A 12,315-nucleotide genomic window follows, 5' to 3' on the forward strand; every position below is an offset into this window, starting at 1 on the left:
ACCGGCGTTCACCGCCGTGCGCAGGCCGGCCAGACTGGCGCTGCCGGCAGCGATGCGGTAGCGGCGGCCGGCAGCATCGAGTGCGGCAAGTGCTGCCTCGCGAAAACCGCAATACGGATCGAGCAGCGCCAGCGGCAATTCCTCCTGCCGCGAAGCCAGCCCTTTTTGCGAACACAGCCATATCATCGGCTCGCGCAGCACGCCGACCTCGTCCAACGCCGCTGCCTGGCGCATAACGATCGCCAGATCGAGGCCGCCAGACTGCAGCGCCTGCGCCAGTTCGGCGGAGCGGCCGACCCGCAATTCGATCCTGACGCGTGGATGGCTGCCGGCGAAGGCACGCAGCAGGTCCGGCAGGCCGCTGTCGGCGAAATCCTGTGTCGTGCCGATGGCGACGCGTCCGGCAGCGCGCGCCCCCTTGAGCGCCAGCCAGGCCTCGCGATGGGTGGCAAGGATTCGCCTGGCATGGCCGACGAGGTCTTCGCCTGCAGGGGTCAAGCCGCGCCCTCGCCCTTGCGGCGCCAGCAGCGGCTCGCCGAGGATTTCCTCCAGCCGCTGCATCTGGGTGGTCACCGCCGAGGGCGAACGGCCGATGCTTGCAGCCGCCTGGGCCAGTGAGCCGCTGTCGACGAAAGCGAGGAAGGTTCGGAGGAGATCGGGATCGAGCGTTTCCATACTTATATGTTATCGAATCTTCAATTAAAAACAATTCGATTTTTTTGATCTAAAGTTGGTGGCATGGCTGTTTCAACGGCAATCGGACGCCGCTCAAGCCAAGGAGAAGAAAAATGCCCATCATCAACATCAGCGTCACCGGCAAGCCCGACGCGGCTCTTTCAGCCAGCATCGCAAAGGAGGCCACCGAAATCACCGCGACGCAGCTGCGCAAGGACCCGACGATCACGGCAGTTGTCGTGTCCTATGTCGATCCGCAGCACTGGTTCGCCGGCGGCAAGTCGCTGGCCGAGCACGGCACCAGCACGTTCTGGCTTGATATCAAGGTGGTCGACGGCACCAACACCAAGCTTGAGCTGGAGGCCTATCTGAAGGCGATCTTCGCGGCCTTCGGCCGTCTGCTGGGCGGCGTGCACGAGGAGAGCTACGCCTTCGTACATGAAGTGCCGGCAGCCGCTTACGGCTATGGCGGCAAGACGCAGGAATTTCGTTTCATCAGTGGACGGCTGCAGGCGGCATGACAAGCAGCTTCCCGCACCAAGGGAAGCAAAAGCTCCGCATTGACCTTGCTCCCACATCGTCTAGGTTCTGGCCGAAGCGGCCGCAAAAGAGCCGAGATGCTAAGAATGTTGGGAGAGACGCGGCATGGTCCTGACACTGGCGCTGCTTGCGGGTCTTGTTCTGGCCTGGCTGCTGATCGGCGTGGTGGAAAAATTCCGCCTCGGCCTGCGCTTTACCCAGGCGCTGCTCTATGTGCCGTTCAAGCTCGCCTACCGGATCGCCGACAGCCGTATCAGGATCGCCCGCAAGGCGCAGACTCCAGTCATCTACGTCATCTCGCATCAATCGCGCTTCGAACCGGCGCTGATGCTGTCGCTGCTGCCGGAAGACACACTGCACATACTCGACGAGGCCTCGGCGCGCTCGCCGTGGCTTGAACCTTGGCGCGAGCTTGGCCGTACCATCGCTTTCAACGCCGAACATCTCTTCGTCAGCCGCCGGCTGGTGCGGGTGCTGAGGGGCAAGGGCCGGCTCGCCGTCTATCTGCCGGATGCGGTCGAGCCTGACGTCAAGACGTTTCGGTTGTTTCGTGCCGTCACCCGCATCGCCATGCAGGCCGATGCCAAGATCGTGCCGATCTTCGTCGGCGGCGCGCGCGGCCTGCCGGTGTCGCTGACACCCGCGGACAAGGCGCCACGACACTGGTTTCCGCAGCTGTCGATCAGCGTGCTGGAGCCGATGACCATCGCCGAACTGGTGGCGCGGAACCCCGATCAGGCCTCGAACACCAACGCGCTGTTCGACCGTGTCGCCGAGGCGCGGCTCTTCGGCACCAACCTCGATCGTGGCCTGTTCCTGGCCATGCGCGATGCCGCCGACCGCGTCGGCGCTTCGCATACCATCATCGAGGACGTGATCTCCGGGGCGCTGAGCTACCGCAAGCTGTTCATCGGCGCCCGCGTCCTGGGCAGGCGCTTTGAGGCGGTGACGGCTCCGGGCGAGGCGGTCGGCGTGATGCTGCCCAATGCCAACGGCGTCGTGCTGTCGCTCACCGGCCTTCTGTCGGCCGGCCGGGTGGCGGCGATGATCAACTATACGGCCGGACCGGCGAGCGTCACCGCGGCCGTGCGCACGGCGGTGATAAGGACCGTGATTTCCTCCCGCGCCTTCGTCGAGAAGGCCGATCTGGCCGATATCGTCGCGGCGGTCGAAAAAGGCGGCGCCAAGCAGCTGTGGCTGGAGGATGTGCGGGAGAGCGTTACCGCGCTGGACAAGCTTGCCGCCGCTCTGCTGTGGCGCTGGCCGCTGCAGCGGCAGGATGCGGCGAAGCCGGCCGTGATTCTGTTTACCTCGGGCTCGGAAGGCACGCCGAAGGCGGTCGTGCTGTCGCACAAGAACCTGTACGCCAACGCCATGCAGGCCGAGGCGCGGATCACCATCTCGCCGGCCGACATCCTGCTCAACGTGCTGCCGGTGTTCCACTCCTTCGGCCTGACGGGCGGCACCATCCTGCCGCTGGTCACCGGGGTAAAGCTGTTCCTCTACCCCTCGCCGCTGCACTACAAGATCATCCCCGAGGTGGCGCGCAAGGTGAAGCCGACCATCATGTTCGGCACCGATACGTTCCTCGCGAACTATGCGCGCACCGCCAAGGACGGCGATTTTTCCAGCCTGCGCTTCGTCGTCGCAGGCGCCGAGGCGGTGAAGCCGGAAACCCGCCGCGTCTATCGCGAACGCTTCCAGGCCGAGATCATCGAAGGTTTCGGGCTGACCGAGGCGGCACCGGTGGTTGCCGTCAACACGGCAATCCATGGCCGCGACGGCACGGTCGGCCGGCTGCTGCCGGCCATGCGCATGAAGCTGGAGCCGGTCGAGGGCATCTCCGACGCCGGCCAATTGTGGCTCGACGGACCGAACCTGATGATGGGCTACATGACGTCGGACCGCCCAGGTGAGTTGCAGCCGCTGACCGGCTGGCACGATACCGGCGACATCGTCGCCGTCGACCGCGAGGGCTTCATCACCATTCGCGGCCGCGCCAAGCGCTTCGCCAAGATCGCCGGCGAGATGGTGTCGCTGGGGGCGGTCGAGATGCTGGTGCAGTCGCTGTGGCCGGAGGAGCGCCACGCGGCTGTGGCGGTGCCGGACAAGAGACGCGGCGAGCGCATCGTGCTGGTCACTACCGCCGACGATGCCAATCCCGACGAGCTGCGCAAATTCGGCAAACAGGCGGGCGCAGCCGAACTGATGGTGCCGAACGACATCGTCAAGGTGGAGGAAATCCCGGTGCTGGGTTCCGGCAAGACCGACTATGTGTCGACGAGGAAATTGGCGATCGACAGGCTGGGGCTCGGCGTCGCGGCCTGAGTCAGATCAAGCACTTCTGCGAATTTTCTAACCTATATCGGAGGGCGGCACTTTCTCGCCCTCGCGCTTGGCGCGCTTCGAATAGGCGCGCACGCTGAATGGCAGGAAGATCAGGTAGCCGGCGACCGAGGCGGTCAGCGTGTACCAAGGATAGGTCATCAGCAGGAGCACGTAGAGTACGACACCGAGGATGATCGGCAACACCCTGTCGCCCGGGATCCTTAGGCTTTTGCCGGAATAGACCGGCAGCCGGCTGACCAGCAGGAAGGCGACCAGGATGGTGAAGCCGGTGGCGACGAAGGCGGCGGGGCGACTGGGCTCCAGCCCTGTGCGCAGGAAATAGAGATAGAGCGGCAGCATCACCAGCACGGCGCCCGCCGGCGCCGGCACGCCGACGAAATATTCGGACTGCCATATGGGGCGATCGCCCTTCTCGTCGTCGAGCACGTTGAAACGGGCGAGGCGCAACCCGCAGGCGATGGCGAACAGCAGTGCCGCGATCCAGCCCGGCGAGCCGGCGCGGTCGAGCAGGAAGGCATAGAGCACCAGAGCCGGGGCAACGCCGAAATTAACGATGTCGGCCAGCGAATCCATCTGAGCGCCGAATTTGGAGGTCGCCTTCAACATCCGCGCCAGGCGGCCGTCGATGCCGTCGAGGAAGGCGGCAAGCAGCACCATCACCACCGCCGGCTCGAAGCGGCCTTCGAAGCCGAAGCGGATGCCGGACAGGCCGGCGCAGATGGCGAGCACGGTGACCAGATTGGGCAGCACCATTCGCATCGGGATTTCGCGGATGCGCGGACCGCCGCTGGCATGGGCCTCGAACTTTTTGTATTGCGTGCCCACCGGTCAGGAAACCCGAACAAGAGGCGTGCCGGCAACACCGCCGAATTCAGCCAGCACGGTTTCGCCGCCAACCGCCGTCTGGCCGACGGCAACGCGCGGCGTGGCGGTCAGGGGCAGGAACACATCGACACGCGAGCCGAAGCGGATCAGGCCAAAACGCTCGCCAGTGCCGATTGAGCCGCCGGCCTCGGCCCAGCAGACGATGCGGCGCGCCACCAGGCCGGCGATCTGGACGGCCGCGACCGTGCCGTTGGGGCTCTCGATGACCAGGCCGTTGCGCTCGTTCTCGGTGCTGGCCTTGTCGAGTTCGGCATTGAGGAATTTGCCCGGCCGGTGCTCGATTTTCGCAATACGGCCGCGCACCGGGGCGCGGTTCACGTGGCAGGAGAAGACGTTCATGAACACGGAGATCCGGGTCATCTCTGCATTGCCGAGGCCGAGTTCGCGCGGCGGCACGGCGGGTCCTACCGCCGAGATGATGCCGTCAGCGGGGCTGACCACCAGGCGGTCATCGACCGGCGTGACGCGCTCGGGATCGCGGAAGAAATAAACGCACCAGGCCGTCAGGATCAGACCGATCCAGAACAGGATCGAGGAGAAATAGCCGAGGAAAAGCGTAGCCGCGCCAAAGGCCGCGATGAAGGGATAGCCTTCGCGATGGATCGGTACGAATGCGTTCTTGACCGTATCGACAAGGCTCATCTGCTAAAAACAGGCTCCGTTTCCAAGTCCGGCCTCAATAGCCGAAAGCCCCCTTCGCCGCAACGCAACAATAGGGAAGGCCGTATTGGGTGCGCCGGCAGGGGTCGCGATCCGCTTGCTCGGTCAGTGTCGTTGTCGGCAGAATTCGGGACACCGACGGTTCAAGGCGCGGGAAAAGGTTGCCCGTCCATGATCCCAAATCCCAAGACGTTCTGAAGCCCGTACCGGCCAGGTGCTCAAAATCGAAGCGCCGGCACCTGGCATCGGTTGGCCGTAACGGCTTTTCTACAGCCCCGGAATCCGCTGATAGTTGGCAATGTCGGCCCGCACCCCAAGCCGAGCGATCGTCTCCTGCGGGTTGAAAGCGATGCGCTCGTGCGCTGCCTTGACGATCGGCACGACATTGTCGACGGCCGCCTGGCTTTCCCATTCGACGATGGTGACGAGGTTGAATTCGCCCGGCCCCGAGAATTGCTCGAGCAGGAAATCCTGCACGAAGCCCTGTTGCAGGCGCAGCAATTCATGCGTTGTCCTGACCTTGGCGAGTATCTCCTCGCGGGCGGCGGCCGGCACGACGAACTTGTCCACCCTGAACACGCTGCCGCCGTCAACGTCCTGATTTGTCTTGCTCATTTCGATTGCTCCGTTCCTGGATCCTGGTGTTTTGGGCCCCAGGAACGGCCTACAATCTCAACTTAAGTTGAGGTCAAGCGCAAAAATCAACTCACACGCCGAACCTTCAATTCACCTCCGACGTGCGCCGGCGAACGACAACGCCAAGCTCGTCGCCCTCGCGGGCGATGCGTAGGCGCTCCTCGGCCTCGGTCGCCTCGCGCTGGCGGTCCCACATCGAGGCATAGAGGCCATGCTTGCGCATCAGCTCGGCATGGGTGCCGCGCTCGGCGATCTGGCCGTCCTGCAGCACGATGATCTCATCGGCCGTGATGACCGTCGACAGGCGGTGGGCGATGACGATGGTGGTGCGGCCACGGCTGACCAGATCGAGCGCGGTCTGGATCTCCTGCTCGGTGTGACTGTCGAGCGCCGAGGTCGCTTCGTCGAGCATCAGGATCGGCGGCGCCTTCAGGATGGTGCGGGCGATCGCCACGCGCTGCTTTTCGCCGCCCGAAAGCTTCAGCCCGCGTTCGCCGACCATCGACTTGTAGCCGTCAGGCAATCGCTCGATGAACGGACCGATCTGGGCTAGTTCAGCGGCTTTCTGCATATCCTCCTCGCTGGCTCCGATGCGGCCGTAGCGGATGTTGTAGGCGATGGTGTCGTTGAACAGCACGGTGTCCTGCGGCACCATGCCGATCGCGCCACGCAGGCTCTCCTGCGTCACGTCCCTGATATCCTGGCCGTCGATCAGCACCTGGCCCGACTGAACGTCGTAAAAGCGGAACAGAAGCCGCGAGATGGTCGATTTGCCGGCACCCGAAGGCCCGACAATGGCGACGGTCTTGCCGGCCGGCACCTCGAAGCTGATGCCCTTCAGGATCTTGCGGTTCGGGTCATAGGAAAAATGCACGTCGCGGAACTCGACCTTGCCGACGCTCACGGCGAGCGGCCTGGCATCCGGCTTGTCGACGATCTCCTGCGGCACATCCAGAAGGTCGAACATCTGCTCGATGTCGGTCAGCCCCTGGCGGATTTCGCGGTAGATGAAGCCGATGAAATTGAGCGGCACCGACAGCTGCATCAGCATGGCGTTGATGAAGACGAAGTCACCGACCGTTTGCGTACCGGCCTGTACTTCCAGCGCCGACATACACATGACGATGACGGTGCCGAGGCCGAAGATGATGCCCTGGCCGAAATTCAGCCAGCCGAGCGAGGTCCAGATGCGCGTCGCGGCGACCTCATAACGTGCCATGGAGCGGTCGAAGCGCTCGGCCTCCATGCCTTCGTTGTTGAAATATTTGACCGTCTCGTAATTGAGCAGCGAGTCGATCGCCTTGGTGTTGGCGTCGGTGTCGCTGTCGTTCATGTCGCGGCGGATCGAGATGCGCCAGTCGCTGGCGCGCACAGTGAACCAGACATAGACCCAGACGGTGACCGCGACGACGACCACATATTTCCAGCCATAGGTGTAGGCGAAGATGCCCGTGGTCAGCGCGAATTCGAGGATGGTCGGCGCCGTGTTGAGCATGATGAAGCGCACGATCGTCTCGATGCCCTTGGTGCCGCGCTCGATGATGCGCGACAGGCCGCCGGTGCGACGCTCCAAGTGGAAGCGCAGCGATAATTGGTGCATGTGAACGAAGGTGCGGAAGGCGAGCTGGCGCACCGCGTATTGGCCGACGCGTGCAAACAGCGCGTCGCGCAATTGATTGAAGCCAAGCTGCACCAGGCGCACGACATTGTAGGCGACGACCAGCATGACCGGCGCCAGCAGAAATGTCGGCAGCGGTGGTACCGATTTGGAGTCGCCGGCCAGCGCGTCCGTTGCCCATTTGAAGAAATAAGGACCGGCGACCAGCGTCAGCTTGGCGACGACGAGCAACAGCGTCGCCCAGGTGACCCGGGCTCTCAGATCGGCGCGGTCCGCCGGCCACATATAGGGCCACAGATTGAGCAGCGTCTTGAAGGTCGAGGAGTCGGAGACGGTTTTTTCGGCCATTTTTGGCGCCTTCTTATGTCTTTTTGACTAGCGGCCGGAGCAGCAGGAATTGACGAGCGCGGCCAGCGACGCCGAGATTTCGGTGAGCGCGACGTGGTCGACCGCATAGCGCGAGCGCTGGCGATCAGGCTCGAACCGGACCAGCCCGGCATCGACCAGTATCTTCAAATGTTGTGACACGGTGGATTGCGCCAGATCGAAACGATCGACGACTTCGCGGCAGCAGCAGAAGTTGCTGGTCGACAGGTGCTTCAGGATTTCGATCCGCGCCGGGTGCGAGAGCGCTGCCAGCCGAGCGGCTACGGTGCGACTGTCGGGGGCCTCCGACGTGGGGCGGAGTCTATCGGTTTCGTAGGAGCTGTCACTCATCGTCCATCGGCGATAAACGATGGTCGCCGCTGCCGCAAGCTACTCTTCTGGGCAGAGCAGATAGCGGCTAACGCTGTGAACTGGACTTCTCGACCCCCGGGATATCGGCTATCCGTTCGGCCAGGAAGTCGATCAACAGGCGAACCCTTGCAACGCCCGCGCGCTCCGGCACAATCAGCATGTTCAAAGGGGCGGATGGCAGCGAATAATCATCCAGTATCGTCTCGAGCAGGCCCGCCGCCAAAAGATCGTCGACAAGCCATCGGTGAGCCGGTGCGATCCCTCGACCCGCGACCAAGGCCTCGCGCGCAGCAAGCCCATGGTCGACACGCAGTCGCCCCGCGAAAGGCACCATTTGGCGCTCGCCTCCGGCGCTCTGCAAAGCAAGCGTTTCACTGCCCACCACGTTCGACATCCGGATGCCCTCATGTCCAGATAGGTCCGACGGGACAGCCGGTCTCCCTCGCATCGCCAGATAATCCGGCGATGCCACGAGCAGGCGCCGCGATAGGCCGAGGGCCCGCAACCTCAATGAGCTGTCGGTGAGCGGCCCCAACCGAAGCGCGATGTCGACACCTTCCCTGACGAGATCGACACGCTCATCGGTGAGGCTGAGGTCCACGCCGATGTCGGGATATCGGTCCTGAAAATCGAAGATGAGCCGACTGGTGTGCAAGACCCCGAAAGCGGCAGTACAGGATATCCGAACGGTGCCGGCCGGCGCGCCACGTGCGCCCCGCGCTTCGTCACCGGCCTGCTCGACAAGGCGCAGGATCTGGACGCTGTTGGCATAGTACCGGCTGCCCTCGTCTGTCAGCGTGACCCGCCGGGTGGTCCTGCTGAGCAAAGGCGCACCGACTGCCTCTTCGAGTTCCTGCAGATGCCGCGTGACCGTCGATTGTCCGATACCCAGTTCACCGGCAACCAACGACAGATTGCCCCGTTCCGCGACGCGAACGAAGGTGCGCATACGTTCGAGGGTGATATCCGATTTATCCATCATCCGGCACAATCTTATGCATTATGAACGCGTAGCGGATTACGCCGATATTGCCTAGCTAAGGGATCAGTTTTTCAATCCTCGGAGTCCCCGCATGAAAATCCTACTTGTCTTCGCACATCCCGAATCGCGCTCGCTCAACGGCGCGCTCCGCGACGTCGCCATCAGAGAACTCGAGGCACAAGGCCACGAAGTGCGGGTGACGGACCTGTACGCCCAGGGTTGGAAATCAGCGGTTGATCGGGCCGACTTTCCGGTTTTGGCGCCGGACGCGCGGCTGATGCCTGCCGCAGCATCAAAGAAGTCTTTCGAGGCCGAGGCGCTGACAGAGGACGTCAAGGCCGAGATCGCAAAGCTGCTATGGGCGGATACCCTGATTCTCCAGTTTCCGCTCTGGTGGTTTGCCATGCCGGCGATCCTCAAAGGCTGGGTCGACAGGGTCTTCGCCTACGGCTTCGCTTACGGTGTGGGTGAGCATAGCGACAAACGATGGGGCGACCGCTACGGCGAAGGAACCTTGATAGGCAAGCGCGCAATGCTGGTCGTGACCGCCGGCGGCTGGGAGGAGCACTATGCCCCTCGTGGCGTCAACGGACCAATTGATGATCTGCTGTTCCCGATTAACCACGGGATCCTCTACTACCCGGGCTACGACGTCCTTCCGCCATTCGTCGCCTACAGCGTCGACCGCTTCGGTGAAGCCGACTTCGAACCCACAGCCGAGCGCCTGCGCGAGAGGATGAGGACGCTCGCGACCACGCAACCCATCCCCTATCGCCGGCAGAATGGCGGCGACTACTTGATTCCAAGCATGAACCTACGCCCCGACCTGGGCGATCCGAACATGATCGGATTCAAACTGCACCTGAGCGGCTCAACGAACTAGCTGACGTCGGCCTTTGGATGGCCTGGACTAGTTGGTCTTGGCCGGCGCTGTCGTTGCCTGCTCGCCCATCGCCTTGAGGTCGGCGGCTTCGCCTTCCTTCGACTTTTCCGGGACCTTGAACACCTGCCCCGGCCAGATGCGGTCGGGATCGCTGATCTGGTCCTGGTTGGCGAGGTATATGGTCGAGAATCGTACGCCGTGGCCATAGACGCGCCGCGAGATCCGCCACAGCGTGTCGTTGCGGCGGATGATGACGGCGCCGTCGGCATGTTCAAGCTTGGGCGCCACGGTCTCGGGCACATCGCTCGGCGGCGTCGCCTCCGCTACAACGGCCGGAGCCTCGGCGGCGGGAGCAGGCGTCGTGGCCGGGGCCGTTTCGGCCGCGGCCGGCGCCTCGGCGGCGGCAGGTGCGGCCGGCTTGGGCTGAACGGGCTTCGGCGCCGAGGGTGCCACGGCGGCGACCGCTTCGCCCGGCTCGCGCTCGAACGGCACGGCTGCGCGGGCCACAACTGTCACACCGTCGGTATCGAGGCCGTCGACACGTATTGTGTAGCTGCCGACCGGAATGTCGCGCGTCGCCTCGACCAGGAAATGACCATCCGTCGACGTTTGCGCATCACCGAGCAGGATGTCGTTGGCATAGGCGCGCACCTTGCGGCCGGCATCGGCGAGACCGGCGACAAAGATCTTGCTGCCGTCGATCTCGACCGCCTCGACGACGATCTTGGGCTCGGTCACGCCTGCAACGGGCGGCGTCGCCGGCGCAGGAGCCGGTGCTGCTTCCACCACGGCAGGTGCTGGGGCGGCTGGTGCCGGAGCAGTTGCGGGCGCTTCGGCGCTTCGGCTGCGGGAGCGGCCGGCGCGGTGGCCTGAGCAGCCGGCTTTGCCGCGGGCGCGGGAACGGTCAGCAATTCGGCCGGCTTGCCCGGCTCCTCGACCATGGCCAGCACCTGGCCGGCCGCATCCTTGGGAACCGAAACCACGGCGGTCTGCACCGAGGGCGTTACGACATCGCCCGTGGTCGCGCGCAGCGCGATCGTATAATCACCGGGCTTCAGCGGATCGTCGAGAATGATAACGAAGGCGCCATCGGGACCAGCGACCGTCGAGCCAAGCACCGTCGAGCCGTTGAGGATCTCGACCTTGGCGTTGGGCGCCGCATTGCCGGCGACGACAATCGAGCCATTGCTTTCGACGCGCACGACATCGAAGGACGGTGCGACCGGACCGGCCGCAGCCGGCGCCGCCGCGTCCGCGGCCGGTGCGGCCGGTGCCGTTGCCTGGGGCACCGCGGCGGGAGCCGCAGGGACCTCCGCGGCGGGCAGCCGCGCTTCGGTGCCGGGATCGGCCGATTTTGGCGCTGCGGGCGGCGTCTGCGCCGCCACTTGCGCCGGCGGCATGGGATTGAGATACGGGTCGAGTGCGCCCGATACATAGGCGGTTCCCGCGGCCGCAACGGTCCCACCCGCCGCGAACAGGAACGCCTTCAGTGGATTAATTGCCATACTTCCCTACCCCTTAGCCACCTAACGCCGGTCTAGCCTGTTTTACCAATACCGACAAGAAAAAGCCCGGACTTGTTAACTCTTGGGGCTTGACCCGGCTTTCAGACCCAATCACCAATCATCGGCATGAACACGATTCGATCCGTCTGCGTCTATTGCGGCTCGTCTCCGGGCCGCGATGAAACCTATATCAAGGCCGGACACCTGCTCGGACGCTCAATTGCCAAAGCGGGACTGCGGCTGGTCTATGGCGGCGGCACCAAGGGCATTATGGGTGCTGTCGCCGAAGGCGCGCTCAAGGCCGGCGGCAAGGTAACGGGCATCATTCCGCGCTTCCTGATCAACAAGGAAGCGAGCGAAACCGCGCTTGACCGGCTCGATGAACTCTTGATCACCGACAACATGCACGAGCGCAAGCACAGGATGTTCGAGAAATCCGACGCCTTTGTGGCGCTGCCGGGCGGGATCGGCACGGTCGAGGAGATCGTCGAGATCATGACCTGGGGGCAGCTTGGCCATCATCGCAAGCCGATCGTCTTCGCCAATGTCAAAGGATTTTGGGATCCGATGCTGGCGTTGCTCGATCACATGGCCGCCGAAGGCTTCATCCACACCGCACAGCGGGTCAAGCCGCTGGTCGTCGACGACCCTGAAGCGATCGTCGCCGCCATCATGGTGGCAGGATCGTCCGTCGATGCTCCGACCGAGGGCGTGCAGTCGGTGATCGACAAAATGTAGGGGAGTAAGGGAATAGGGCAGTAAGGCAGTATGTGAATTGCCTGGAGTGTCCTGCCCTACTGCCCTACTGCCCTACTGCCCTACTGCCCTACTGCCCTACTGCCCT

General features: G+C 63.8%; 11 protein-coding genes and 1 pseudogene. 4 read left to right on the plus strand and 8 right to left on the minus strand.

Going from position 1 to position 12,315, the window contains the following annotated elements; all coding sequences use genetic code 11:
- Positions 1–675: LysR substrate-binding domain-containing protein (locus tag EOB59_RS26200; RefSeq protein WP_245486759.1), on the minus strand; the 675-nt coding region annotated here is incomplete at its 3' end.
- 113 nt (positions 676–788) lie between these two features.
- On the opposite strand from EOB59_RS26200, the gene EOB59_RS26205 reads away from it, so the two are divergent.
- The gene (locus EOB59_RS26205; RefSeq protein ID WP_128289555.1) at positions 789–1,196 is read left to right on the plus strand and encodes a 4-oxalocrotonate tautomerase family protein; all 408 of its coding nucleotides are present in this window, start codon (positions 789–791) and stop codon (positions 1,194–1,196) included.
- A 124-nt stretch (positions 1,197–1,320) separates the two neighbouring features.
- A complete protein-coding gene (locus tag EOB59_RS26210) occupies positions 1,321–3,543 on the plus strand; it encodes an AMP-binding protein (protein WP_128289556.1) in 2,223 nt (740 codons plus the stop codon).
- Between the two features lie 27 nt (positions 3,544–3,570).
- On the opposite strand, the gene EOB59_RS26215 is transcribed toward EOB59_RS26210, so the two are convergent.
- The 6 genes from EOB59_RS26215 to EOB59_RS26240 all read right to left on the minus strand — a co-directional run bounded on the left by EOB59_RS26215 (position 3,571) and on the right by EOB59_RS26240 (position 9,080).
- Positions 3,571–4,317: a phosphatidylcholine/phosphatidylserine synthase gene (locus EOB59_RS26215; RefSeq protein ID WP_236383118.1), complete on the minus strand. Its 747-nt coding sequence runs from the start codon at positions 4,315–4,317 to the stop codon at positions 3,571–3,573.
- A gap of 75 nt (positions 4,318–4,392) precedes the next feature.
- Positions 4,393–5,091 carry a phosphatidylserine decarboxylase gene (locus EOB59_RS26220; RefSeq protein WP_127268237.1) on the minus strand — a complete coding sequence of 233 codons (699 nt, stop codon included), beginning with the start codon at positions 5,089–5,091 and terminating at the stop codon, positions 4,393–4,395.
- A 285-nt stretch (positions 5,092–5,376) separates the two neighbouring features.
- Positions 5,377–5,724: an antibiotic biosynthesis monooxygenase gene (locus EOB59_RS26225; RefSeq protein ID WP_127810868.1), complete on the minus strand. Its 348-nt coding sequence runs from the start codon at positions 5,722–5,724 to the stop codon at positions 5,377–5,379.
- A gap of 106 nt (positions 5,725–5,830) precedes the next feature.
- Positions 5,831–7,711 carry an ABC transporter ATP-binding protein/permease gene (locus EOB59_RS26230; RefSeq protein WP_127810869.1) on the minus strand — a complete coding sequence of 627 codons (1,881 nt, stop codon included), beginning with the start codon at positions 7,709–7,711 and terminating at the stop codon, positions 5,831–5,833.
- Between the two features lie 27 nt (positions 7,712–7,738).
- Positions 7,739–8,080 (minus strand): metalloregulator ArsR/SmtB family transcription factor, encoded by a 342-nt coding sequence (locus EOB59_RS26235; RefSeq protein ID WP_127810870.1) that lies wholly within the window; start codon positions 8,078–8,080, stop codon positions 7,739–7,741.
- A gap of 67 nt (positions 8,081–8,147) precedes the next feature.
- Positions 8,148–9,080 (minus strand): LysR family transcriptional regulator, encoded by a 933-nt coding sequence (locus EOB59_RS26240; RefSeq protein ID WP_128289557.1) that lies wholly within the window; start codon positions 9,078–9,080, stop codon positions 8,148–8,150.
- 94 nt (positions 9,081–9,174) lie between these two features.
- Here EOB59_RS26240 and EOB59_RS26245 point away from each other — a divergent pair, with 94 nt between their 5' ends.
- Entirely contained in the window at positions 9,175–9,966 is a 792-nt protein-coding gene (locus EOB59_RS26245) for an NAD(P)H-dependent oxidoreductase (RefSeq protein ID WP_127810872.1), read from the plus strand.
- A 27-nt stretch (positions 9,967–9,993) separates the two neighbouring features.
- On the opposite strand, the pseudogene EOB59_RS26250 reads toward EOB59_RS26245, so the two are convergent.
- Positions 9,994–11,471 (minus strand): annotated as a pseudogene (locus tag EOB59_RS26250) (LysM peptidoglycan-binding domain-containing protein).
- Between the two features lie 126 nt (positions 11,472–11,597).
- Between EOB59_RS26250 and EOB59_RS26255 the strand changes: the two are divergent.
- Positions 11,598–12,209 carry a TIGR00730 family Rossman fold protein gene (locus EOB59_RS26255; protein ID WP_127332138.1) on the plus strand — a complete coding sequence of 204 codons (612 nt, stop codon included), beginning with the start codon at positions 11,598–11,600 and terminating at the stop codon, positions 12,207–12,209.
- The last annotated feature ends 106 nt before the right edge of the window (positions 12,210–12,315 follow it).

It is taken from the genome of Mesorhizobium sp. M7A.F.Ca.MR.176.00.0.0 (assembly GCF_004023165.1).
GTDB lineage: Bacteria > Pseudomonadota > Alphaproteobacteria > Rhizobiales > Rhizobiaceae > Mesorhizobium.

Bases quoted from the DNA above. Each gene is read 5' to 3' on its own strand.
- EOB59_RS26230 (WP_127810869.1), bottom strand. From the start codon at position 7,711: ATGGCCGAAAAAACCGTCTCCGACTCCTCGACCTTCAAGACGCTGCTC.
- EOB59_RS26205 (WP_128289555.1), top strand. From the start codon at position 789: ATGCCCATCATCAACATCAGCGTCACCGGCAAGCCCGACGCGGCTCTT.
- EOB59_RS26215 (WP_236383118.1), bottom strand. From the start codon at position 4,317: ATGGTGCTGCCCAATCTGGTCACCGTGCTCGCCATCTGCGCCGGCCTG.
- EOB59_RS26255 (WP_127332138.1), top strand. From the start codon at position 11,598: ATGAACACGATTCGATCCGTCTGCGTCTATTGCGGCTCGTCTCCGGGC.
- EOB59_RS26220 (WP_127268237.1), bottom strand. From the start codon at position 5,091: ATGAGCCTTGTCGATACGGTCAAGAACGCATTCGTACCGATCCATCGC.
- EOB59_RS26225 (WP_127810868.1), bottom strand. From the start codon at position 5,724: ATGAGCAAGACAAATCAGGACGTTGACGGCGGCAGCGTGTTCAGGGTG.
- EOB59_RS26210 (WP_128289556.1), top strand. From the start codon at position 1,321: ATGGTCCTGACACTGGCGCTGCTTGCGGGTCTTGTTCTGGCCTGGCTG.
- EOB59_RS26245 (WP_127810872.1), top strand. From the start codon at position 9,175: ATGAAAATCCTACTTGTCTTCGCACATCCCGAATCGCGCTCGCTCAAC.
- EOB59_RS26240 (WP_128289557.1), bottom strand. From the start codon at position 9,080: ATGGATAAATCGGATATCACCCTCGAACGTATGCGCACCTTCGTTCGC.
- EOB59_RS26235 (WP_127810870.1), bottom strand. From the start codon at position 8,080: ATGAGTGACAGCTCCTACGAAACCGATAGACTCCGCCCCACGTCGGAG.